The organism is Haladaptatus sp. CMAA 1909 (assembly GCF_043952005.1).
In the GTDB taxonomy this organism is placed as follows: domain Archaea; phylum Halobacteriota; class Halobacteria; order Halobacteriales; family Haladaptataceae; genus Haladaptatus.
In genome coordinates this window covers 120,061-141,375 of the sequence record NZ_JBIOAV010000006.1, presented here as the reverse complement: position 1 = coordinate 141,375, position 21,315 = coordinate 120,061, and the positions used below count along the sequence as shown (strand labels likewise).

At 51.6% G+C, this 21,315-nt stretch carries 24 protein-coding genes and 1 pseudogene; 8 read left to right on the top strand and 17 right to left on the bottom strand.

The window, feature by feature from the left end; all coding sequences use genetic code 11:
• Positions 1 to 583 precede the first annotated feature (583 nt).
• The 5 genes from ACGYLY_RS27735 to ACGYLY_RS27715 form a co-directional block, all read right to left on the bottom strand.
• Complete coding sequence (locus ACGYLY_RS27735; RefSeq protein WP_395285943.1) at positions 584 to 1,036, bottom strand: TRAM domain-containing protein; 453 nt, start codon at positions 1,034 to 1,036, stop codon at positions 584 to 586.
• A gap of 145 nt (positions 1,037 to 1,181) precedes the next feature.
• A complete protein-coding gene (locus ACGYLY_RS27730) occupies positions 1,182 to 2,345 on the bottom strand; it encodes a hypothetical protein (protein WP_395285944.1) in 1,164 nt (387 codons plus the stop codon).
• Positions 2,346 to 2,818: 473 nt separating this feature from the next.
• Positions 2,819 to 3,151 (bottom strand): hypothetical protein, encoded by a 333-nt coding sequence (locus tag ACGYLY_RS27725; RefSeq protein ID WP_395285945.1) that lies wholly within the window; start codon positions 3,149 to 3,151, stop codon positions 2,819 to 2,821.
• Positions 3,148 to 3,528: a hypothetical protein gene (locus ACGYLY_RS27720; protein ID WP_395285946.1), complete on the bottom strand. Its 381-nt coding sequence runs from the start codon at positions 3,526 to 3,528 to the stop codon at positions 3,148 to 3,150. The genes ACGYLY_RS27725 and ACGYLY_RS27720 overlap by 4 nt, the downstream gene beginning before the upstream one ends.
• 56 nt (positions 3,529 to 3,584) lie before the next feature.
• Positions 3,585 to 4,073 carry a hypothetical protein gene (locus ACGYLY_RS27715; protein ID WP_395285947.1) on the bottom strand — a complete coding sequence of 163 codons (489 nt, stop codon included), beginning with the start codon at positions 4,071 to 4,073 and terminating at the stop codon, positions 3,585 to 3,587.
• Between the two features lie 286 nt (positions 4,074 to 4,359).
• Between ACGYLY_RS27715 and ACGYLY_RS27710 the strand changes: the two genes are divergently transcribed.
• Positions 4,360 to 4,626, top strand: a complete 267-nt coding sequence (locus ACGYLY_RS27710) for a hypothetical protein (protein WP_395285948.1) — start codon at positions 4,360 to 4,362, stop codon at positions 4,624 to 4,626.
• 33 nt (positions 4,627 to 4,659) lie between these two features.
• Here ACGYLY_RS27710 and ACGYLY_RS27705 read toward each other — a convergent pair whose 3' ends face one another.
• The 3 genes from ACGYLY_RS27705 to ACGYLY_RS27695 all read right to left on the bottom strand — a co-directional run bounded on the left by ACGYLY_RS27705 (position 4,660) and on the right by ACGYLY_RS27695 (position 7,875).
• On the bottom strand, positions 4,660 to 5,349 hold the full coding sequence (locus ACGYLY_RS27705) for a DUF4145 domain-containing protein (protein WP_395285949.1): 690 nt from the start codon (positions 5,347 to 5,349) through the stop codon (positions 4,660 to 4,662).
• 292 nt (positions 5,350 to 5,641) lie between these two features.
• Complete coding sequence (locus ACGYLY_RS27700; RefSeq protein WP_395285950.1) at positions 5,642 to 6,793, bottom strand: hypothetical protein; 1,152 nt, start codon at positions 6,791 to 6,793, stop codon at positions 5,642 to 5,644.
• Positions 6,790 to 7,875: a hypothetical protein gene (locus ACGYLY_RS27695; RefSeq protein ID WP_395285951.1), complete on the bottom strand. Its 1,086-nt coding sequence runs from the start codon at positions 7,873 to 7,875 to the stop codon at positions 6,790 to 6,792. The genes ACGYLY_RS27700 and ACGYLY_RS27695 overlap by 4 nt, the downstream gene beginning before the upstream one ends.
• Before the next feature lie 264 nt (positions 7,876 to 8,139).
• Here ACGYLY_RS27695 and ACGYLY_RS27690 point away from each other — a divergent pair, with 264 nt between their 5' ends.
• Positions 8,140 to 9,564, top strand: coding sequence for a pentapeptide repeat-containing protein (locus tag ACGYLY_RS27690; protein ID WP_395285952.1), 1,425 nt, complete (start codon positions 8,140 to 8,142; stop codon positions 9,562 to 9,564).
• Between the two features lie 141 nt (positions 9,565 to 9,705).
• Here ACGYLY_RS27690 and ACGYLY_RS27685 read toward each other — a convergent pair whose 3' ends face one another.
• Entirely contained in the window at positions 9,706 to 9,900 is a 195-nt protein-coding gene (locus ACGYLY_RS27685; protein WP_395285953.1) for a hypothetical protein, read from the bottom strand.
• Positions 9,901 to 10,122: 222 nt separating this feature from the next.
• Here ACGYLY_RS27685 and ACGYLY_RS27680 point away from each other — a divergent pair, with 222 nt between their 5' ends.
• Positions 10,123 to 10,542, top strand: coding sequence for an SWIM zinc finger family protein (locus ACGYLY_RS27680; protein WP_395285954.1), 420 nt, complete (start codon positions 10,123 to 10,125; stop codon positions 10,540 to 10,542).
• A 280-nt stretch (positions 10,543 to 10,822) separates the two neighbouring features.
• Here ACGYLY_RS27680 and ACGYLY_RS27675 read toward each other — a convergent pair whose 3' ends face one another.
• The 3 genes from ACGYLY_RS27675 to ACGYLY_RS27665 all read right to left on the bottom strand — a co-directional run bounded on the left by ACGYLY_RS27675 (position 10,823) and on the right by ACGYLY_RS27665 (position 13,431).
• On the bottom strand, positions 10,823 to 11,509 hold the full coding sequence (locus tag ACGYLY_RS27675) for a TMEM175 family protein (RefSeq protein WP_395285955.1): 687 nt from the start codon (positions 11,507 to 11,509) through the stop codon (positions 10,823 to 10,825).
• Positions 11,506 to 12,663 (bottom strand): epoxide hydrolase family protein, encoded by a 1,158-nt coding sequence (locus ACGYLY_RS27670; protein ID WP_395285956.1) that lies wholly within the window; start codon positions 12,661 to 12,663, stop codon positions 11,506 to 11,508. The genes ACGYLY_RS27675 and ACGYLY_RS27670 overlap by 4 nt, the downstream gene beginning before the upstream one ends.
• A 390-nt stretch (positions 12,664 to 13,053) precedes the next feature.
• Positions 13,054 to 13,431: a hypothetical protein gene (locus ACGYLY_RS27665; RefSeq protein WP_395285957.1), complete on the bottom strand. Its 378-nt coding sequence runs from the start codon at positions 13,429 to 13,431 to the stop codon at positions 13,054 to 13,056.
• 374 nt (positions 13,432 to 13,805) lie between these two features.
• On the opposite strand from ACGYLY_RS27665, the gene ACGYLY_RS27660 reads away from it, so the two are divergent.
• Complete coding sequence (locus tag ACGYLY_RS27660) at positions 13,806 to 14,390, top strand: alpha/beta fold hydrolase (protein ID WP_395285958.1); 585 nt, start codon at positions 13,806 to 13,808, stop codon at positions 14,388 to 14,390.
• A 331-nt stretch (positions 14,391 to 14,721) separates the two neighbouring features.
• On the opposite strand, the gene ACGYLY_RS27655 is transcribed toward ACGYLY_RS27660, so the two are convergent.
• The gene (locus ACGYLY_RS27655; protein ID WP_395285959.1) at positions 14,722 to 15,459 is read right to left on the bottom strand and encodes a 3-keto-5-aminohexanoate cleavage protein; all 738 of its coding nucleotides are present in this window, start codon (positions 15,457 to 15,459) and stop codon (positions 14,722 to 14,724) included.
• 70 nt (positions 15,460 to 15,529) lie between these two features.
• Here ACGYLY_RS27655 and ACGYLY_RS27650 point away from each other — a divergent pair.
• Both ACGYLY_RS27650 and ACGYLY_RS27645 read left to right on the top strand, forming a co-directional pair.
• A pseudogene (locus ACGYLY_RS27650) lies at positions 15,530 to 15,643 on the top strand (hypothetical protein); the annotation flags it as partial.
• 296 nt (positions 15,644 to 15,939) lie between these two features.
• Positions 15,940 to 16,866, top strand: coding sequence for a ketopantoate reductase family protein (locus ACGYLY_RS27645; RefSeq protein ID WP_395285960.1), 927 nt, complete (start codon positions 15,940 to 15,942; stop codon positions 16,864 to 16,866).
• A gap of 67 nt (positions 16,867 to 16,933) precedes the next feature.
• Here ACGYLY_RS27645 and ACGYLY_RS27640 read toward each other — a convergent pair whose 3' ends face one another.
• Entirely contained in the window at positions 16,934 to 17,188 is a 255-nt protein-coding gene (locus tag ACGYLY_RS27640) for a hypothetical protein (RefSeq protein WP_395285961.1), read from the bottom strand.
• A 154-nt stretch (positions 17,189 to 17,342) separates the two neighbouring features.
• Here ACGYLY_RS27640 and sufB point away from each other — a divergent pair, with 154 nt between their 5' ends.
• Positions 17,343 to 18,773 (top strand): Fe-S cluster assembly protein SufB, encoded by a 1,431-nt coding sequence (gene sufB / locus ACGYLY_RS27635; RefSeq protein WP_395285962.1) that lies wholly within the window; start codon positions 17,343 to 17,345, stop codon positions 18,771 to 18,773.
• Between the two features lie 16 nt (positions 18,774 to 18,789).
• On the opposite strand, the gene ACGYLY_RS27630 is transcribed toward sufB, so the two are convergent.
• Positions 18,790 to 19,020, bottom strand: a complete 231-nt coding sequence (locus ACGYLY_RS27630) for a ribbon-helix-helix domain-containing protein (protein ID WP_395285963.1) — start codon at positions 19,018 to 19,020, stop codon at positions 18,790 to 18,792.
• Positions 19,021 to 19,303: 283 nt separating this feature from the next.
• On the opposite strand from ACGYLY_RS27630, the gene ACGYLY_RS27625 reads away from it, so the two are divergent.
• On the top strand, positions 19,304 to 19,522 hold the full coding sequence (locus ACGYLY_RS27625) for an SWIM zinc finger family protein (RefSeq protein ID WP_395285964.1): 219 nt from the start codon (positions 19,304 to 19,306) through the stop codon (positions 19,520 to 19,522).
• 27 nt (positions 19,523 to 19,549) lie between these two features.
• Here ACGYLY_RS27625 and ACGYLY_RS27620 read toward each other — a convergent pair whose 3' ends face one another.
• On the bottom strand, positions 19,550 to 20,440 hold the full coding sequence (locus tag ACGYLY_RS27620; protein WP_395285965.1) for a DUF3267 domain-containing protein: 891 nt from the start codon (positions 20,438 to 20,440) through the stop codon (positions 19,550 to 19,552).
• 231 nt (positions 20,441 to 20,671) lie between these two features.
• The gene (locus ACGYLY_RS27615; RefSeq protein WP_395285966.1) at positions 20,672 to 21,250 is read right to left on the bottom strand and encodes a lysostaphin resistance A-like protein; all 579 of its coding nucleotides are present in this window, start codon (positions 21,248 to 21,250) and stop codon (positions 20,672 to 20,674) included.
• Between the last annotated feature and the right edge of the window lie 65 nt (positions 21,251 to 21,315).

Here is a 21,315-nt window from a genome sequence, read left to right as displayed (position 1 = left end):
GAATCGAGAAAGCCACCACGATGCGTTTCTCGATTGCTTGGCTGTCATCGTCAGAGACGAGTGATATCACAATCAGTCGTGTTCTCGTCGTTCGCGTTTCTCCCGCAGTCGTCCGGGGGGAGGGCCGAAACCAACGAAGAGAGACGCCGATTCTTCAACAACACGCGAGAAAACACACGGTAACTGGCAACCAAACAAAATTAAATCGCTTACAATTGGGGGAAATTTTAAATAGCTATGTACTCTAGAAGTCCGTAGGAGAGCTTTTGTGGTGACGGACGACCACGAGTCGTCCGGAACGGCGTGGTTTGTCGGTGCGTCGTGTCCCTTCGTGGTTCGTGTGTCTTCGTGGTGCTGTCCTCCGTGAGAACCGTCTTCGGTTTCATCGACTGGACGGCTTCAGGGGAATCGTGTGGACGAGAAGAAGACCGACAGTTGTGATATCACTCTGTTTGAGGGTGTTTCGTGGTATCGAGAACAGGGTATTCTGCAGAATTGGATTTTGCGGTTGGATGACGATTCGCCGAGTGATATCACTCCTATCGAGTTGTTGTTGAGGAGGCGAGGCGTAGGAATGGACGCTTTACTCGTAGTAGGCTTTACGCTCGACGACCTCAGCAAAGGCAACAGTGGGTGTGACGTTGTTGACCTCGACTGTAACGCGGTCACGCTTCTCCGTGTCGGGCACGATGATCACGTACCCACGGTCGACGCGGGCGATGCCATCGCCCTGCTCGCCAACACCTTCGATTTCGACCGTTCGGCGATCGCCTTCTTCGACTGGAGCTGTCGAGTCCCTCGACTGTCGATTGTGATTCTGTTCTTGTGACTTCTGCTCTTGTTGTTTCGTCGGTGCTGTCTCTCGCTTTGTGCTCTCTGCTGGTGACGGCTGTTTCAGTATTGCCACGCGGTATGCACCATTTGGTTGGATGTCGCCATCCACAATCTCACGGGTCGGCACGGTAAGCGTGTATGATCCATCATCTGCTTCTATTTCACTGCTAAAGAGACAGTATAATTCGTCAGGGATTTCCATCTATCTATATCCTTATTCTGTGACTACATGAATCTGTATTTGTATCCTCCATTAGAGCCAGCATTACGGGAATGAGACGTGATTCAGCAATCAGAATGAGAGAGCTATCGCTATCGACCGCAGGCGACCACTGCCGGAGCACTCGTTAGTCGAAATGGGCGGCGGCGAGCAATGCGTCGTCGAGTGACTCGATGACTGTGACTTTCACGTCCGCGGAGAGCTCGTCAAATTGTTCCCGAGCATCATGCAGGTTCGAGTGCAATGCGTTGAACGCCGCTTTATCGTCTTGTGCCGGATTGTCGTACTCACCTGACTGGAGGGCAGCAGCATGCATGCGGCCGACGTGCTTGGCACGTGCGAGGTCTCCCATCCAATAGACGAGATCCTCAATCCACATCTGTCGCACTTCCTCATCGGTTGCGCTGTCGAGGTCAGCGGCCACTTCCTCTGAGTCTGTGTTGGCGATTTCTTTCTGTCTTGCTTTCCACGCGTCGATATCGGTGATCATGTCGGCGCGTTCACGGACAGTCTGTGAGGTATCCACTTCTGCCTGGAGTCGCTCCTCGAGCCGATTTTTGCTCCGGTAGTACGATTCTGCAGTCGGTGCCGGATTCTCGTAGAGGTGGGCAGCGACGAGTTCTGTGTACGTCTCGCGGATATGCGCTTTCCCGCGTTCCTGCTCATCGGCCGTGATTCGATTCGTGAGATGCAGACAATACTCATCGATGAGATCCTCGATCATCGGTCGTGGGAGAATACCGTTCTCAGTCGCCTTCGAACGAGCCAACGCCGTGAGAATGCGGGCTGTTGGTCGATGGCTGGCTTTCAGCGTCTCCTCGCCAATCCGGCTCTCGTGAATCTCGAGATCGTCGTGCCAATAGCCACCATCCTCCGGATTTGTGACGGCATTACGCAACGTCTCCCAGTCAAGCTCGGGACCAGGTTCCGCGAGGTCGTCTGGTGTGACTGTGAGATAGTACGAGTTCGGTTCGTACTCTGTGACGGAGTCGGTTGTATTGGTTTCAAGATCGAGTTCATCGACGGTGAGCTCATCGTTTGCGAGTGCCTGGAGGTCCTCGACAGACACTCGACCCTGTTCGATGTGCTGGGGATTGAGGTCATCGAACGCTTCGGTGTAGGTCTCCTCAATGAGTGAGCGAAGCAGTGCACCCTGCGAACAGTCGTTGAGTGCTGCAAGTGCATCGAGTTGGGCGTCGCCTTGACTGTCCGTCCAGAAGGTTTTCTGGACGTTTTTCGGCTTTGGCTGGGACGGATGTGATTGGCTGACCGCGTCGATTGTTGCCCCCATCTACCGGTCACCTCCTGAAACCGAATCTGCTGTTTCTGGTGGTTTCAGCGGTGCTTTTTTGACGAATTCAGTGGAAATCGTGGGGTCCTCATTGTCGTGTCTCTTCACTGGTACTGCAGTGTCCTCTGCTGGCGTCGAAAGACGCGGCAGATGAGCAATGGTAGTGAGCGAACCGATACAGCGAGACGTCGTGTCAGTGGCGGTGTGAGTGTACTCGAGAACAGTCATGGCAGAATCGGGCTGACTGGTGCAGTGGAAAGTGGCTTGCTGGATTTCGTCCTGTGCAGTCGTCGTAATCGGTGGAGCCGTCAGAACGAGATCCGGTCCAGAGCGTGTCGGTGGGTTCGTTGCTTTGACCGTGCAAATCGTCCGCGGCAACTCGGTCGTGGTAATGCGAACGCAGTCATTCGGTGCGAGGTGTGTGACGAGTGCGTCGGCATCGCGCGGATTCAACGGCGCGGGCGCATACCCACTCACGCCTGCTCACCTCCCGTCGGGTTGACGATGCACTCGACAGTGGCGTACGTGCGCAACCAGGCGTACGAGCCGGAGGGGGTGCGTCCGTAATGATCGAGATCGGCCTCGGTGTGCTCGTACTCGTCGTAATAGCTGTACTGCAGTCGGTACAAGTCGTTCGACGGCGTGGCGACGTACAGGACGTGTTCACCGGGCTCGGGACCACGACAAGAGAGTGTGGGCTCCGAATGCTCACACTGATAGACGATACCCGTCAGCGTGCGCTTCCGCGTGTGGATCTGAATCGGGTCCGTACACTCTAAAGCAAGCACAGTACGCTGGTCGGTCATTGGTCTGCCTCCCGTTTTTGACGAAGGCGCTGACAGAGCTGGCAGGGTGCGTATTGGTCGTCTTGTGCCGCTTCACGCGTGCAATAGGCGAGTGGATTGTCGGTATGCAGCGTACAGAGCGAGTGGTTGTCCGCGTCGAGTTCGTGATAGGCAAAGGCATCGCCTACAAATTGATCGACGATGGCGACCGTCTCATCGCCAGGATAGGGGTCGGCGGCGATGCGCTGGTCGCGTTCGGCATCGGTGAGATTGCTGGTGAACCGGCTGTCACAGTAATGGGAGTCGGTGATCTTCACCGCGTAGGTACCACAGTGGGGACAGCGTTCGAATGTGTTCTCGATCTCCTCGACGGTGATCGAGGTAGACGTGCGGGTCATCGTCCCTCACCACCGATGGCTGTCGCTCTCTGAGAAGGGCGTTCTTGGGGGTGCATCTACGCGTGTACCTCTGTGGTGGTGTGGGTGGCGTCGATGCCATAGCACTGTTCGAGGATGTGTTGGTAGTGCGTGCGGGTTTTGGCTTGCGTTTCGCCCGGTGGTGTCGAGGGGAGCTGTGGATTGCCCGTTTTGGTGGTGGCTACCGAGCGGTACGTGTCGGTGTCCTCGGGAATCTGGAAGCCCTCCTCGCCGTAGTCGATTGGGCAGCGACGTTCGAAGAATTGCTGGCAGTCCGGCGTGGCGTAGATGCAGTACAGGTAGGGCGCTTGGCTGGTGGTCTTGGTTCGGGTTTGAAAGCCCACGCGGAGTTCGACGAGGTACGCGCGGGTGATTGGCTCGTCGGTAGTGGGTGTGGGTTGGTCTGGATCCTGAGCGGCGGTGTCGGGTGTGGGTTCGAGGCGCTTGATCGGGTGGAAGGTTTTTGCGCCGAATTGGGCCTCGAGTGAGAGTAGTCCGCCGTTGGGTTTCTCGTCGAAGGACGCCATTAGTTGAGTCCTCCGACAGCGGGTGGTTGGTAGTCGATGCGTTTTTCTACGGAAAGGGTATTGCTAGTCATGCTTCTGTAGTCCAGAAGCGCGGTCGGTGTTGCAACCACCGGCCTTTCTTCGAAGGTATCCCGCGCTTCTTAGTTACTACTTCAACCGATAGGGACTTAATTGTACCGAATACAGTACAAAATACCATATTTGAATAAGGCAACCGTAAATAGTATGAATCTCACGATGGTACATCGTACCGTATATGGTGAAGCAAGGAACAAATCAGCAAGTAATGGCACGACGCGCGATTCTAACCGAGACTGAACGAAAGTATCTCAATGGCGAACTTGAGGAAGTCGATTCTAACCGTGCCTCATCGATGAATTGGCGAATTGAGAAGAAGGTTGATCAATTAAAAGACGACTACGCACTTCTCTGCGAGACCCGCCCGGAGATTGCGAACCAGATCCATGACATTGTCTGCACAGAGGACCTTGATGAACGTGTTTCTCGTCTCGAATCAGAAATAGAGCAGCTCCGTAACCAATTACAAGAGTAATAATTGAATGGAAACAATCGTACTCGACCATTTCTAATTGGTTTCTGGTACAGTCATTCCCTCATAATCCTCAGGATCTACACGATTATATAAGTATGCAAGCACTTGTGTTCCGATATCGATTATATTGTATGCATCCTTTTTGCTGATTTCACCTCCATGCAGGGCTTCGTTCCGCAGATCACGTATTTGGTGAATAGCATTTAGAAGCTCCTTTGGGATATCCTCATCCTCGTGTAATATCTTGAATAATTCCTGAAAATTACGTGGATTGCTATTCTGATTTTCTTGTATTAGTGCCCTCAAAGCATCTTCTAATTCAATCCATAGGGTAGACACTGCGACCTTTGGGTCGTCGTCCGCATAGGTGAGTAGTTGATTTTTAACCCTGTTTTGGCGTTCGACAGTTTGCCCGGTCCTGGAAGCCGCGTCGTTTGCTGTAGCCGACAAGGTGGCCACGCTTTGACGTGTTTCCTCGATTTGTCGGTCAAGTTCAGCTTCGAAAGGACCCCATTTAACACGCTGAATATACTGAACATAGGGAAGAATTAGAAGAACACCAATGAGTGCAACGTGAATAAACGTGAGCTCAAATGCACTTGGGAAGATGATATCACCGATAAGAAGGATAAGAACGAGAAAGAAAATGATGGGTGCAGAATAGCGACGGATTGTGTCTTCCAGGTCCCGGAAATGCTGTTTGATAGATCCCGTTCTACTCATGTGTGTCCATCTTCATTTATATTAGAAAACAACTATGGAAAATATCTGTCAATATTCAATTCATGATCGCTCTCTACTTCAGTTAGAACTAGCTGGTTTGCTACCGATGAACACTTGCAGTCTTAGACCAAAGATGAGGTTCACCCATTTCCAAAATTATAGGTGGATAGTTGGCTCAGTGTCCGTTAGTGACTTGTGTATTTGTTCACTGCTATAATTCCGACCACCGTATCTGGCACTCGACAGCGGATGCCAACTCAGAAGGTTAATTAAATTCTTTCAAGAAAAACCGTCACGCGTCAGAGAAATTCGTCAATGAACGCTGCTCTCCCTCCTCTTCGCGAATATCCATTAAAGTCCGGCGTCGTGCTTCTATTTCTATTTTAAAGTCAGTTGCCAGTTCAGTGTAATTGTCTCGAACTGCACCGATTGTAGTCTTTGAACCTTGTGTTCCAGTCTTATACCGGTAATAGTCGGACCCGTCATCCAAGCGCGTTTGACTCTGTGTGAGTGATTCAATTAGGTCCATACCACTCCATCTGAGCACCATTTCTTCAACCATCGGTGAGGCTGCGTCAATCGCATCACTCCCCGACAGTACTCGGGTAAGATAGGTTTCTAGATCCTCACTGGAGAAGTGCGTAATCTGCGCGCCATCCCGTTTTCGTTGGGCGATCATTTCGCCGACTGTTGCCTCAGCAATCGTCTCGTGATGCGAATCGACAAAAAAGTCGGGGAGAGAGTGTATGCCCTTCGCGACCTTGATACCTTGTTGCAGCGGCTCCGAAAGATCGTAATCAGGTAAGCACTCATCTGGAGATCGACGATTAATGTCAGTATGCGCCTGAATCCGCTCCTCATCGGTTCCAACGACCTTCCAGAGATAGATTTGTTCGGACAACCCCACACCAACCTCCATAGTTTCAATTGCCTCTACAGCCTGACGCTCGCTAGTACTCGAAATGACGATGGTACCTTCGATTCGACGTTCATCGACACTCATTCCACTCAGGTCCTCTTGCAGAAGTCGTGTATTTGCTCGCATCGTAGCAATTGCCTCGGTAAGCTCCGTTATGGCTGTCTGTGGACGCTGTCGCTCCTGAAGCACTAATATCCCGAGCACGGAGCCGGACTCCGAATGTCCAAGTGCAATATCGACTATCGGTGCATCAAGAGTTTCTAGTGGCCTAATTCCTTTCAGTTCCCAGCCACATCTCCTAGCTATTGGATTCTGTCGATGAAACGCCGCTATAATACGTTTCCGTTGTTCATCTCTTGCAATTGCTTCGGAACGGAGGTTGTAGTAGCTGGCTTCTGACCTCTCAGCCCACTCGCTGGTTTGGATACTCTCACGGTGTTCTCCCTTACGGGAGTCCCAATGCTCGGAGCGTTCTTCTTCGTATCTGCGGTAGACCTCATCCCACTCCAGCCCGTCACCGCTCATGCTTCAAGTTGCTCAATGTTCGCACGATCATCGATGTAGTCTTGGATGAATTCAAAAAGGTGGTAAAACGACCCAATGTCCTGTTCTTCACGTGGGAAGACACGAATTTCGTCCTGATTTGCTCGGAGATCAAAGAAAAGGTTATGCTCGTCATCATAAACCTTCCCCGAGAAAAAGAGTGAACCTTCCTCATCATACTGATTTAGAACAATGTAGTTGTCATTTTCTAGCTCAGAAATAAAACCATCTATCTCGTGATACTCTAACTCATTCTGAAGGGAAATGACAGCAGGCGTAGCGCTGGGTAGTGTAAAGGAATCAGACATCCGAAGCATCTCGAAATCACTGTCTCGGTACGCATCGGCGATTCTGAGACTCTCACGGATACAGTCCCCGACGTACTCGAAGAGTACAGTAAGCGAGCCTGACTTAAGGGTAAAGATACCTTCCTTAGTGATACGGAACTTCAGCGCACTAGGGATATCAAACTGCATAATGTGCGGCAATACTCCCAGCTCGTTTTCCCAGCGGCGAAGTTGTTGCAGGCCGTCGTCAGCATAATAGTTGACAGTACGGCTCATATCACTGCTGACATTCGTGGCTGTCGGCATGTCTGTCCGCTTTGTTCGCTTGGCAATGAACTCAGTAACTTTCGCACTGGGTTCAGCTTCTACAATGCGTTCTCGTGCGTTACTCAGAACATGAGGACTCAAGTACAGATAGTGAACATCCGGTGCGGCGCTGAAGAAGGGTTCAATACCACCTTCAATCTCGATTGTTTTCCGCTGATTAGTGTACAGGAAGAAGAGACCATGATCTGAGTCGAACGTTAAATATGCCTCTGCGATCGAGTCGTCGCTGGAACCGTACTGATTCTCTACCTTCTTGACAGCCCCATATTCTTCTTTAACGGTGAACCTATGATCAGCAAGGCGCTGTTCAAACCCCGATTGATCGAGAGAAGTTATCCCAGAGATGATATAGAGATTCCGTGAGCTGAGGTCTGAGTAGTGATTACTCAGGTACTCATTAAAATCGAAGCGGTCACGGAAGTTCGACCGCTCAAGCTCAAATAACTCCATACCTCACCTACTCATCCGCCTGGTAATTAAATCATTGTATTGAGGATAGCGCGTAAGCGTTTTTCCGGGACATTTATTTGATAGTCATGACACTGTTGGTAATTGATGAGTCTACACTCTTCCTGCGGATTCACTGTTGACCCATCAGTGCTTCCGCAGTTCGTACAGCCAGAACCATGTAGTCGGGAGCGCGCTGAGGGTGAGAGATGGTGTATTCTGCATACGAAAGAATCTAATAAAGATATATCAACAGTTGCCACAGCGATGGAAGAGGAGTCGTCCCGGATTGATGGGATTCAGCTTGAGGATATTTCATCAGGGTCGAACCTTCCCCTCTCAGGCCGAACACTTTACGCGGCACAGTTCGATGGTGCAGATCTCAGTGATGCTGATTTCACAGAAACGACGTTAACGAACAGTTCGTTCGTCGGTGCGACTCTTGACGCAGCGAGCTTCGATAACGACTCAGACCTAACTGGAACTGACCTAACTGAGGCGAGTCTCCGTGGAACGAAGTTTTTGGGGGCACGTCTTGAGAACTGCACCCTTACTGATGCTACCGCATATTCAGTTGAATGTCCGGGAGCTAAACTTATGGATACAGACTTATCTGGGGCAAACCTAGATGATGCAACGTTCACTGGTGCTAATCTTCGAAATGCTGTTCTTAATAATGCGATTCTTCGTCGAGCCAATTTCGTAGGCTGTAATCTCGAAAACGCAAACCTAGCCGAAGCCGATCTTCGAGATTGTTCGCTCGTTCTGTCCATGCTTAAGGACGCCGATGTCCGGGATGTTATCGCTGACCACCGAACAAATCTCGGAGAGTCACTAACCAAGCGTGAACAAACATGCATCGAAGAGGTTGATAACCTGTTGCCTGGTCTCGGGTATCGATTAAACTCTGATACAATCACAAACCTTCAAGGTCGATGCTGGTATGAACTCATCGCTGATACTTCTCCGGAACAACTGGAGCTTGGGCGGCTGAATTCGGGACATTCATTGTCTGATTCTAATCTTAACCTAGAAGATTCCGAGAACGGGCACAAAACTAGCGGAGACGATATGATTGATGAACCGAATTCCGAAACAAATATTGAGGCTAACAGAACACAATCTTCTGCTACAAATTTAGTGAGCTCGTGGTGGGAACGGGTCATGCGGAAGTTCCGAAGTGATACCCAAGGAGCGACTGAGCAATTGGAGATTGCGGCGCATGTGTACCGAGATTATCAGCGTATTTTCAGTGAAAACCATCTCTCACGGAAGCATCGAATATATCGTATTCGTCAGGGACATGCACAACGGAAGCACCAATTAGCGGCGGGCCATTCCAGAAATTGGATTAAGGCTGCCATCTCTCGGTGGACGTTCCTCTATGGCGAAAGTCCGAGTCGGGTGGTACTTTGTTCGGGATTCCTTATCGCATTTTTCGCTGGTATATACCCAATTTTCGGTATTAAATCACCAAGCGGTGTTGAATTTCGGTACCAATTGACGACGAATATCAATGCCGAAGCCTTCTTAGCTGCAATTCAAGTAAGCCTCGGTCAATTCTTTGGCATCTCAAGTGGCGGCTACACACCAATTGATGGCGGTAACTTTGTCGGCCAATTGCAGTTAGTAGTTGGAACAATATTTATTTCGCTCTTCATATTTACATTAGGTCGTCGTGCAACCAATTAACAAGTATCTTCACTTACTCCGATGACTAACTAAACCCGCTAAATTCTTTGTGGGATATCATGGGTCTGTCACCCTCGTCAAACTGGAAGCACTGTTGCGGTCAAGATCACAGACCCCAGTATCTACACGGGATTCAATCACTTACTCTTCGTTGATCCCTTCACAAACAATCTCACGGAGTTCTTCGAGCTTGTCGGGTCGATGCTCGGCAAGCACAGCAATATCCTTCGGGAGTTCCTCGATAATTCGCTTACTCACCCGATAAACGGCCTGATCACGCTGTTGGTTCGAGGGGTCGCTCTCACCACTAATATGCTCTCGATCGGTTTCTGTCATAATCGCTCGGTATCGACTCATTGTATGCGGTTTTTTGTACCATCATATTTCAATCTATGCACCTCTGCCTACTTCAACTCTATGCACTGGTGCAAAGTCGACGGCTTTACTATGCATCAGTGCATAGTTTAGCGTAGGAAGAACGGTGCCCTCGGGCGTGTGTAGAAACGCGCCGGGTGCTGGTACACCCGGCACTGGTCTTCCTAATTGGACTGAAAGACCATGTCAACGAAAACGCCTAGTGAACTTGAAGCTGACGAGACGGCACAGAAACGCGCACAGGCCGAACAATTCTCCTTCGACATCGATGCCCCCGGACTCATCCAAGTCACCAACGAGAGCCACGAGAACCCGGAAGAGCACCAGTACACCGTCTCCATCGACGACGTGACTGAAGAACTGATGGCCTGCACCTGCCCGCACCACGTCCACCGGAACGCCGTCTGCAAACACATGGCCGCCGTCGAAACCGCAACCGACGACGGCACGCTCGACGCCTTCCCCTCCGAAGACGAAGATGAGCGTATCAGTGGTCCGTACACTGGCTACGACAAGTACGGCGCTGTCGATCACACGTTCTGGAAGTGTGAGAACTGTGATGCGGAAGCCACCCGAAAGGGCGCACTCACCGACTGCTGCTAACCCACTCCCCCTTTTCAGTTCTGTCTCGCCAACCAACGCTGTCCGAAGTAGTTGCCCAATGAACGCTGACCGAATATGCGGATTCGACCGAACGCGATGACACACCGACGACAGAGCGCGGCCTTGCTCGACCGTGCCCAGCAGCATGTGGTGATGTCGCCGCCGAGCACTTCCCGGATCTGCCGGTCGAAACGATCGATTGGGAGGTGTCTCACCGTACGAAACAGCAGGCGGGCATCACCAAGTACGACCCTGCCAGGGCTACCGAGTGCCTACGCGATTACTGGTGCATGAGCCGGCCCAGTGGTCCCTCGCGGAGCCCCTCGCTTGTAACTGCGTGGTAGGTGATCATGACCGCGATTCCGATCAAACCGAGCAATGGGTTGACGAACCAACCAACCACCGCGGCTAGGCTGTAGAGCACTAGGCCGGTCAGGGGTCGCAGGGTTTGCGTACGGAAATAGTGGGCAGGCAGATCCGGAGTAGCTAGTGTGGGGTGTCGGCGCAAGTACGAGAAGGCCACCAGCCAAGGAGCGGACATAATTGCAGCCATAAGGGCGTAGAAGGTGACGGCGGTTCGCAGATCGTCGTAATTACCCCCGGCTAACGCGGTTGCGAGGACGGCAGTTGGGAACGGAATGATCACCACACCGAAAAGGATGCCAAGATTGATCCAGTTCAGGCTCAGGGTCATTTCCCGGATATGGCGAAAGAGTCCATGGTGATTGAGCCAGAGAACCCCTACGTAGACGAATGACAGCACGAACGCTAGATAGGACGGCCATTCCCCGCGCAATCCCGCAAGCAGTCTACCAGGTTCGGTGTGCGGTACCCCTAACTCCAGCACTAACAGAGTGATGATAATCGCGAAAACGCCGTCGCTGAACGCCTTCACCCGATCAATCTCCGCGTACCGTTCCTCCGCCGTCGGCTCGTTCGCTGTCTGATCTCGACTGCTTGCCGTCATCGGTATTGGCGGAAGAAATCCCGTATGTCTTCGGCCAAGAGATCCGGTACCTCCATCGCAGCGAAGTGGCCGCCGTGGTCGAATTCTGACCAGTGGGTAATATTGTGATTCTGTTCGGCGTACCGTCGGATGGAAGGATCCTTGGTGAACACCGCCACACCAGTCGGCACTTCGGATGGCTGCAGCCATTGGTCTGAATGAGCGTTCTCGTAGTACAGGTTGGCTGACGAATTAGCCGTACCGGTCAGCCAGTAGAGCATCACGTTGGTGAGCAGACGGTCACGATCGACCGCGTCCTCGGGTAACTCCTCCGTGTCGTCGGTCCACTCTTTGAATTTTTCCACGATCCATGCCAGTTGACCGATCGGCGAGTCGGTGAGTCCGTAGGCGAGAGTCTGCGGCCGGGTGGACTGGATCTGCGAATATCCAGACTGTTCGTCCAGAAAATCTTCGATCATCTCCACACGAGCTTTCTCAGAATCGGTGAGCTCGGCTAGTTCGTCATCGTCGAGCGGTGGAAACGGCATGAACCCGACGGTGGCAGCATTGACGTGGATGCCGACAACGTGGTCGGCGTCGACCCGCCCCAGGTCTGGAGAGACTTCAGCACCGACATCACCACCCTGAGCGCCGTACCGGTCGTAGCCCAGTCGACCCATCAGTTCAGCAAACGCAGCCGCAATGCGTTGCTTGGTCCATCCGCCTTCCCTGGTAACCCCGGAAAACCCGAAGCCGGGAATTGAAGGGATCACTAGGTGGAACGCATCGGTAGGATCGCCGCCGTGTGCGCGCGGGTCTGTGAGTGGACCGATAACGTCCAGAAACTCCACGATCGAGCCGGGCCAACCATGGGTGAGAATCAGCGGGAGCGCGTCAGATTCCTCAGAGCGAATGTCCAGGAAATGAATAGTCTGGCCGTCGATGGTCGTGGTGAATTGGGGAAACTCATTGAGTTTAGCCTCGTGTTCATGCCAGTCGTAACTAGTCTGCCAATACTCCGTAAGGTCCTTGAGATAGTCCACTGGCACGCCACGGCTCCACCCGTCACTAGGCAGCTGATCGGGCCAGCGGGTATGCGCCAGGCGGTTTTGTAGGTCGTCGAGCTTGCTCTCGGGAATGTCGATGCGGAAGGGGTGAATGTCAGTATCGGTCATCTTTCTCACCTCGATTTCGGCGGACTAGAGTCGCCGGCTAGCATCGTAACCCTACCGACCGCATACCTACTATTCGAACATCGAGATTTGCAAGCGGTTTGCCGCTGTCGAAACCGCAACCGACGACGGGACGCTTGAGGCCTTCCCCTCGAAGGACGAAGACGATACCGAACCGGACAACTGTGACTGCGCTGGTCTCGGTGGCTTCCTGTGCTGGCCGTGCGTGCGAACGGGACAGAAGGAACTACCGAACTAACCACTGTTTCAGCTCTTTTTCCATGGTACGCCACTTGGTGATCTCGGATCTCACTGACTAGTAGACGCATACCTGGCGTATGCCCCTAAAAGAATGATGATCGGCCGAGAGCTGTGCTGTTCGAGCGGTATCCTTCACTTCATAGTATACAGATAGGCAGCGGCCAGTGCAAGAACGGCCTCGGCAATCTTCGCAATAATCGATATCGGATTGACTGGTCCATCCATGACGAAGAACGCAATAATCGTCACGATCGCATAGACTATCGCAATCAGGTAGAATTCACGTCGCCAGTATCGACTCAGAAAAAGCAAGATACCCCCAAGGAATCCGAGCCCATTCAAATAGAAGAGTATCCCTGTCGTCTGATCGAATCCGATTACTTGCGGTGCCAAATACAGATGAATCGCTGCAGTAACCAGTGCAGCGAGAATGGCAACATACGCGACTGGGTTTGATGGAAGGCTTACTAGCGCTTCGCGTGTGTCTGTGGCAGCTGAGCGACTGGACATAGTAACTATTGGGTAATGAAGATCTAAAAATTATCCCTTCACTTTATTTTTTCATTTTCCCACATACAAAATATGTGGTGATGAGGCATGCAGAACAATCTGAAAAACTATATTTGAGAGACTTGCCGCTCAGGGACGAAGACAATGCCGAACCCGAAAAGTGTGACTGTGATGGCCTCGGTGACTTCCCGTGCTGGCCGTGCGTTCGTGCGGGTCGCAAAGAACTGCCGAATTAACCACCGCTTCAGCCATTTTTATTGCCACTTCGGCGGTTAATACGGTGATCAGAATCTCAAGCTGGCAATGATTGGCTAACCGTCACAGAAGAGAGCTAGTCCATAATAGCCACCCAGCGCATCTATAAGTCGATTAAAGTGGAACAGATACCCGTAGAGAGGAATGCTATGGATCATCAAGTGCTGTTCATTCATGGTGCTGGAGGGTACGAAGAAGATGAAAAACTAGCAGTGGATCTCCAGGATGTATTGGGGGCCGCATACGAGGTGCAGTATCCACAGATGCCAAATGAAGATAATCTCGAATACGAGGCATGGAAACAGCAGATCGTAACGGAACTTGCTGCATTGGATGATGCGGTGATTCTTCTCGGACACTCTTTGGGCGGTTCGATTCTGTTAAAATGTCTTTCCGAGGAGAAGATAGACGTGCATATCGCTGGTCTCTTCCTTATCGCAGTACCTTTCTGGAATGCCGGAGGGTGGCAAGTCAGCGAGTATGAGCTGGTGGAAAACGTTGCGTCGAAGCTCCCAAGTGAACTACCTCTGTTTTTTTACCACAGCCGGGACGATGAAATAGTACCGTGTTCCCACCTCGAGTTATACGCGGAAAAATTTCCGCAGGCAACTATTCGTGAGTATGATACTGGTGGACATCAGTTCACCAACGATTTGTCTGACGTTGCTCGGGACATAAAACGACTAGAAAAGGAGAACTCTTAGCAAGATAAACACTGGCTCTCAGACTACGTCGACAGTTGAACCAGGAACCGCTGATGTAGTATTATCCATGTCACGATGAGTGGCGTTCTCAAATATCACCGACCAGCGAACGCTCACGGAAAGCGCGAACGCTGTGATCGACGATCTCCTCGAGACATCGACAGTCCTCCTTGACCCAGCACAACAGCCGCAACGAACGCCGCCGAGCACCTCCCTGGCCTACCGGTCGAAACAAACAACTGTGAAATTTCGTACCGACCCCAACGACAGACAGAAACAGAAAGTATGACTCTGCGACGAACAAGGGTATAATTGCACTATCGTAGATGGCTTAGTCCTGTATCTCGTTTTCTGCCAATATTGAGGTCGCGGCGTCAACAAGTTCGCCGTTTCCAGAGGCAGTACGTCCGTCAGGCAGTGTTGTCGTGTCCTCCAGACCCGTGCGGATAGCATGTCCCCGCGCCACAGCGCGCCGATTCACTGCCCATGACGCAATGCCATCGCCGTGATGGACTTGCTCAAGATCGATTCCGGCTTTATCGAGGGTCCTTTCAATGGCTTCGGCGTGGGAGACTGCCTCATCTGGATTCGAATCCAGTGGTTCAACCATTGCCCGTACACACTGGGGGGCGATGCCCGATTCAACGAAGATACGTGCATCTTCGAAGGACAATAGGCCCGCTTCAATCCCAATACTTCGTTCAGTGAGCAATTCGCAGAGTTCGTAAATTCCCTTCTCACCTTGGTTAGCCGTTACGAGGTCTGGGAGCTCAGTCCAAGCAGAAATGAGTTCGTATCGCTGCTCCGGATCAGGTTCGATATCCGCGGAGGTACTAAGCGAAATTGGGATACCTGAGCATGTAGATCGGACTGCGTAGAGTGCCGCAGCACACGGTTCTGGTGCGAGTGTCTCACGGCCGTGCTCATCATACGGGTGTAAATGAAGTGAAGTGGCTCCGGCGTCGACTGCCGCGCGAGCCTCGACTGCAAGTTCTTCTGGGGTGTGGGGGACGGTAGGATGCATACGACTACCATTGAGAGCTGCCTGCAGTGTGATCTGATCATTCATTAAGTTGCTCCCTAGTTCGTTGGCGGATAGTATAGTTAGATCGTAGCACTCGTCAGTAGTACTCCATGACTTGCGAGATCTCGACCACCTGACCTGGACGGCCTACGAACAACACGACTGGAAGCAATTCAGCGAAACCGTCCGCCACGAACTCATTCACGCCTGGCAGTATCATGAGTTCGGTGATGCGGATCATGGCGCAACCTTCACTCGCTGGACGGACCGTCTCGACACTTCGAAACAGTGCGAACGCTTCACTGCGCCACAGTGGTGGTTTGTGTGCAAGGACTGTGGCGGTGGAAATGCCCAGTATCAACACTCGAAGACGGTGCACAGCTCCGAGCAGTACAATTCTCATGGAGTTTCTTTCTATGATGGATTATTTCCCACTGATTGTATATCGAGAGGAGAATCTCCATCTCAATTGCCGCTCATGCCGCATTACAGGCGTTTAAGACGTCTCGAATCAACTCAAGAGATATGCGTATTGCAGTCATTGGTGCTGGATCGCTCGGTTGTTTGTTCGGGGCACGACTTGCTGCTAACGAGCACGATGTCTGGTTGCTTCACCATCGTCCGGAATACGTCGAACAGTTATCGGAACATGGGGTTCGAATCCAGGGCGACTACCACTCTGACACACTTGAAGTCAATGTCCCTGCAACAACGACTGCCGATGACATTGGCCCCGTTGATCTTGTGCTGGTTTTAGTGAAGGCCCATCACACGAAAACTGCGGTGCGTGACCATACCGCGTGTATCGGACCAGAAACCCACGTGTTATCTCTTCAAAATGGCTTACGAAACTACGATTATCTAATTGATCTTGTTGGCGCTGAACGGGCCTTAGGGGGCGTTACGTACCAAGCGGCAATCACTAACTCCCCAGGTGAGATTCAACACACATCACAGGGAGAGACGGTTTTCGGAGGGCAAGATCATGCATTCGCTAATCAGGTTCAAACGATGTTTGAACAGGCCGGTTTTGAGACAACCGTTGCAGAGAATCCAAGACCTCCCATCTGGGATAAGCAGTTACTTGGGCTTGCGACGCTTCCACTGGCTGCACTCACGCGACTAACGGTTAACAACCTAATGACCGATGATGGCCTTGAATGGATTATGCACCAACTTATCACTGAAGCGCGAACTGTCGCGGAGGCCCACGATATCGATCTACGGACTGATAACGTGTTAACATCTTTCGAAGAGAGAGTCGGCACGTATCCACCACACAAAATTAGTATGCTCCAAGACATCGAACACGAACGAAAAACCGAAATCGACGAACTCAATGGAGCCATCGTCGATCTCGCCACCGAAGCCGACGTTGACGTTCCGATAAATCGCAGTGTGACTGAACTCGTTCGGAGTCTTGAACAGAGTTATCTGAATCAGAACAGTTGAGAGTAGCGGTCTGCTATCCAACTACAGATGCAGTATCAAAACAGACAACGCTGCGAGACCGGTTTTTCTATTTTTCTCGGTTTAGCTGATTTAGTACATCGTTTCGGACTTCATCTGCAGAGTTGTACGTTTTTTCGTCGGTTGAACCAAGCACTTCTTCGATGGATTGTGTGCCGTCGACTGATTCGACCTCATAGTCGCCAAATGCGGAAACTAACTCATCTCCTGTTAGTGGATAGTCCTGTTTTTCGAGGGTCTGATCGAATTCACCGAGTTCGCCACTTTCTGCTCGGTCTTCAACCGAAGGTCGATCATCACTCATAAGAACGTAGTTGATCGCGAGCCAGAATAAAATATTGGCTAATTGGTCAAATGAAGACAGAAAGGAACGGATCCTCGTTGATCCCAACATACACTCGTTGTCCATCGTTAACCTACCCACCAGCCTCATCAGTCTAGAGCACTCACCTTTAAATATGAGTTCAGATCAGGATCACCTGCGCAACACAGATACAGAAGAGCGATTCGGGTTCAAGAAAGAACAGCAGGCTGCAGTCACATCCGGCAAGGGGCTGACCGAAGAAGTTGTCCGCCTCATCAGCGAGGACAAGGACGAACCGGAATGGATGCTCCAGCGCCGTCTCCGCGCACTGGAACACTACCAGAACATGCCCCTCCCGACGGACTGGCCCGGCCAGCCCGACCTCACGGAACTCGATGTCGAAGAGATTATTCCCTATATTCGCCCCGATGTCGACAAACGTGAAGGGGCGGACAGCTGGGACGACCTCCCGGACGACATTAAGGACACTTTCGAGAAACTCGGCATCCCGGAAGCCGAACGCAATGCGCTCTCCGGCGTCGGTGCCCAGTACGAGTCCGAGGTCGTCTACCAGAACATGCAGGAACAGTGGGAGGAAAAGGGCGTCATCTTCTGCAACATGGACGAGGCAGTTCAGGAGCACGAAGACCTCGTCAAGGAGTACTTCATGACGAAGTGCGTGCCGCCGAGCGACAACAAGTTCGCGGCGCTCCACGGTGCGGTCTGGTCCGGCGGGTCGTTTGTCTACGTCCCCGAGGATGTGACGGTCGAAATGCCGGTGCAGGCGTACTTCCGCATGAACTCCGAGGGGATGGGGCAGTTCGAGCACACGCTCATCATCGCGGAAGAGGGCAGCGAAGTCCACTACATCGAGGGCTGTTCCGCTCCCAAATACTCCGCGTTCAACCTCCACTCAGGCGGCGTCGAGGTGTTCGTCGGCGACGACGCTCACGTCCAGTACTCGACCGTGCAGAACTGGTCGAAGAACACGTACAACCTCAACACCAAGCGTGCCATCGTCGAAGCCGGTGGCCGCATGGAGTGGGTCTCGGGAAGCATGGGGTCGAAATCCACCATGCTCTATCCGTGTTCCATCCTCAAGGGTCGTGGCGCGTCCGCGAACCAGATTTCCATCGCCTTCGCGGGCGAGGGACAGAACATCGACACCGGCGCGAAGGTCTACCACAACGCGCCGAACACAAACTCGACCATCGAGTCGAAGTCCATCAGCAAGGACGGTGGTCGCACGAACTATCGCGGCCTCGTCCACATCAGCGAAGGCGCGGTGGATTCGTCCACGTCGGTCGAGTGTGACGCGTTGATGTTTGACAACGAGTCCACGTCGGACACTATGCCGTACATGGAGATCAATGAGAGTCGCGTCAACGTCGCCCACGAGGCGACCGTTGGAAAGATCGGCGACGAGGACGTCTTCTACCTCCAGAGCCGTGGCCTCGACGACGACGACGCGAAGCAGATGATCGTGAGCGGGTTCATCGAACCCATCACGGAGGAGCTTCCCATCGAGTACGCGGTCGAACTCAACCGCCTCATCGAACTCGAAATGGAAGGCAGTCTTGGCTGATCCGTTGAAATAAAGATTAGAGCGGATCGTTGTATTGGTCGGCCGGATCCTGTTGCTCATCGACAGCTTGCGTAAACAGATCTTCATCCAACTCCTCGTCGGATTCATCGCCGGTTTCCTGGGCCGATAACCCCAATGTGAGAAGCTCTTCGATCGCTTGTTCCCGATTCAGAAAATCACCTTGTTCGACAAGGCGATCGATATCACTCTCGATGCGGTCAGGCAAGGCTACCTCAAATGTGGCCATGGACATAATCATGTTCTAGAGACAGATTAACTCTCGGGCTACTTTCTCGATGTGGAGTAGTGCTATTCCTCGGTGCTTGCTATTTTTTACTCCTTCTTTGGAACAACCACGGAATTCAGGAATACGAACTCATCTGCAGCCTGCGACGCTGCCCGAGACGGCACAGAAACGCACACAGGCCGAACAGTTTTCCTTCAATGTCGATCCCCCGAACTCGTTGAAGTCTCCAATGAAAGCCACGAGACGCCCGTAGACCCACCAATACATCGTCTCCATCGACGACGTGACTGAAGAGCTGATGGTCTGCACGTACCCGCATCACGTCCACCGGAACGCCTTTTGCAAACACATGGCCGCCGTCGAAACCGCAACCGACGACGGACCGCTCGAGGTCTTCCCATCAGAGGAGAAAGATGAACCCGAAGACTGTGACTGTGACGGCCTCGGTGACTTCCCGTGCTGGCCATGCGTAAGAACCGGACGAAAAGAACTGCCGAACTAACCTACCTTTCAGTTACCAACAATTCCTTCAATTGTTGTCCACCGACTTTCGTACTACAATGCTGTAACATACACCTAGTATCGTACCAACTCCAAGCAATCCGACCATACCGACTTCTGAATTGATTCCCTCCGCATTTTTCTCGAAGTGGTAGAGGCTCCACAAAGAGTCAGGTATCCCAAGTGTAAACGATGTAACGCCGAGGTTGTCGAGTACTATCGGAGCTATCATCATCAAAAGGAAGGCACTGCCGATAGTGATTCCAATTCCAACAATCATCCCATGAAGCACTTCATGACGTGGTTCAACTGAACGAATGGCTCTGGTGTCGCCATAAATTTTGAGACCGGTTATATTATCTACGACACGAATGGTTTTCGGATACCGAAGCAGTAACCGGGTCATCAAAAGGTCACCGACTGCACCGCCTGCATTCACCGCAAGCGGAGCCAACAAGATCGGCCACTGAAAAATAATTGCGAGCGTGAATAGGACGATTGTCAGTACGACAAGCGGGGCTATGGCGACAACGAGAAACTGATTTCGTGTAAGTGATTCATCGCTCGTAGCATAGGCATACGGAAGGACAAACTGCGCTACACCGAAGCCATACCGTGGATTTGCACCAAACTGTTTCATCACCGCTCCATGGATAAGTTCGTGAATGACGATGACGCCAAATGTGAGGCCGAATATGAGCACGCCTATTCCAATCTGACTCGCTGCATTCTCCGCCCCAATTGTCAGCGAAAAATATCCCGTCTGATTTGTGAATTCAGTATAGAGACCGCCAAACACGAATAGGGCGGCAACAAATCCAATACTACTGAATGCTGTCCACTCCAATGCGACACGGCGAGAAACAGTAAATTGTTCAAGAAGGTTCAATTCATTGATTTCATCCGATTTATTGGCCATGATGTGATTCCTCCATTGATATTTTCAAATTGAATGCCATTTTATACTAATTGCTCGGGAACTAAATAAGGATAGTGAGACCTCTTTTCTCCTTGCAGGAGTGTGTCTCATATCCTCGCAAGTTCGTTGAGAAGGAAATTGATGAACACAGTCACACGAAGATCATAATTACTAATCAATTGAATAGACCTAGTAGTTGGAACAATATCCACTACTGCAGGGCTAAAACAATCAGAACGCAGTAAAGTAGGTCGCCATGAACAGTGTCGCGTTATAGATGCCATGACACAGGATTGGAATTGAGAGGTTATCGAATTTCTCGTAGAGAATGCCTGTAATAATGGCTAGAGAAAACGGAGCCATGCTGAGAAGGACAATTCCCTCGATATTTCCTATGTATCCAACCGCGTGAGGGAGTACAAAGATGAGTGCTCCAATGAGAATTGCTACGGGCGTCGAAAACGATCGCATCATCCGACGCTGGATTACTCCTCGGAAGAAATACTCTTCAGCAGGAGCGATCACAATGAATGCGAGCACTGCCAGTATGAGGACGGTCGATTGACTTCCCGTTAGCAATTCTTGATCGACTCGTCCAGTCGTAATACCAGTGTGAGTGCTAACCATGGTAATCACAGCTCCAATTGCAAGCATCACAATCGCACTTCCGAGTATCCAACCAAATTGCCCTTTGGTGGGCATCGTGATCCTGACCCTCTCATCGAACCACTGTTGAAGATATATCCACGCAGTAAGTACATAGCCTACTTCTGAAACCGTTAGTATTGCAAGAAATGCGAGCGAACTCATCCCACCAAAAAGGAGTGGTCCAAGCGAGAGTATCGTTCCTAGAATAATTGCACCTACGGTTAATC

Bases quoted from the DNA above. Each gene is read 5' to 3' on its own strand.
- ACGYLY_RS27735 (WP_395285943.1), bottom strand. From the start codon at position 1,036: ATGGAAATCCCTGACGAATTATACTGTCTCTTTAGCAGTGAAATAGAA.
- ACGYLY_RS27730 (WP_395285944.1), bottom strand. From the start codon at position 2,345: ATGGGGGCAACAATCGACGCGGTCAGCCAATCACATCCGTCCCAGCCA.
- ACGYLY_RS27725 (WP_395285945.1), bottom strand. From the start codon at position 3,151: ATGACCGACCAGCGTACTGTGCTTGCTTTAGAGTGTACGGACCCGATT.
- ACGYLY_RS27720 (WP_395285946.1), bottom strand. From the start codon at position 3,528: ATGACCCGCACGTCTACCTCGATCACCGTCGAGGAGATCGAGAACACA.
- ACGYLY_RS27715 (WP_395285947.1), bottom strand. From the start codon at position 4,073: ATGGCGTCCTTCGACGAGAAACCCAACGGCGGACTACTCTCACTCGAG.
- ACGYLY_RS27710 (WP_395285948.1), top strand. From the start codon at position 4,360: ATGGCACGACGCGCGATTCTAACCGAGACTGAACGAAAGTATCTCAAT.
- ACGYLY_RS27705 (WP_395285949.1), bottom strand. From the start codon at position 5,349: ATGAGTAGAACGGGATCTATCAAACAGCATTTCCGGGACCTGGAAGAC.
- ACGYLY_RS27700 (WP_395285950.1), bottom strand. From the start codon at position 6,793: ATGAGCGGTGACGGGCTGGAGTGGGATGAGGTCTACCGCAGATACGAA.
- ACGYLY_RS27695 (WP_395285951.1), bottom strand. From the start codon at position 7,875: ATGGAGTTATTTGAGCTTGAGCGGTCGAACTTCCGTGACCGCTTCGAT.
- ACGYLY_RS27690 (WP_395285952.1), top strand. From the start codon at position 8,140: ATGGAAGAGGAGTCGTCCCGGATTGATGGGATTCAGCTTGAGGATATT.
- ACGYLY_RS27685 (WP_395285953.1), bottom strand. From the start codon at position 9,900: ATGACAGAAACCGATCGAGAGCATATTAGTGGTGAGAGCGACCCCTCG.
- ACGYLY_RS27680 (WP_395285954.1), top strand. From the start codon at position 10,123: ATGTCAACGAAAACGCCTAGTGAACTTGAAGCTGACGAGACGGCACAG.
- ACGYLY_RS27675 (WP_395285955.1), bottom strand. From the start codon at position 11,509: ATGACGGCAAGCAGTCGAGATCAGACAGCGAACGAGCCGACGGCGGAG.
- ACGYLY_RS27670 (WP_395285956.1), bottom strand. From the start codon at position 12,663: ATGACCGATACTGACATTCACCCCTTCCGCATCGACATTCCCGAGAGC.
- ACGYLY_RS27665 (WP_395285957.1), bottom strand. From the start codon at position 13,431: ATGTCCAGTCGCTCAGCTGCCACAGACACACGCGAAGCGCTAGTAAGC.
- ACGYLY_RS27655 (WP_395285959.1), bottom strand. From the start codon at position 15,459: ATGAATGATCAGATCACACTGCAGGCAGCTCTCAATGGTAGTCGTATG.
- ACGYLY_RS27645 (WP_395285960.1), top strand. From the start codon at position 15,940: ATGCGTATTGCAGTCATTGGTGCTGGATCGCTCGGTTGTTTGTTCGGG.
- ACGYLY_RS27640 (WP_395285961.1), bottom strand. From the start codon at position 17,188: ATGAGTGATGATCGACCTTCGGTTGAAGACCGAGCAGAAAGTGGCGAA.
- sufB (WP_395285962.1), top strand. From the start codon at position 17,343: ATGAGTTCAGATCAGGATCACCTGCGCAACACAGATACAGAAGAGCGA.
- ACGYLY_RS27630 (WP_395285963.1), bottom strand. From the start codon at position 19,020: ATGGCCACATTTGAGGTAGCCTTGCCTGACCGCATCGAGAGTGATATC.
- ACGYLY_RS27620 (WP_395285965.1), bottom strand. From the start codon at position 20,440: ATGGCCAATAAATCGGATGAAATCAATGAATTGAACCTTCTTGAACAA.
- ACGYLY_RS27615 (WP_395285966.1), bottom strand. From the start codon at position 21,250: ATGAGTTCGCTCGCATTTCTTGCAATACTAACGGTTTCAGAAGTAGGC.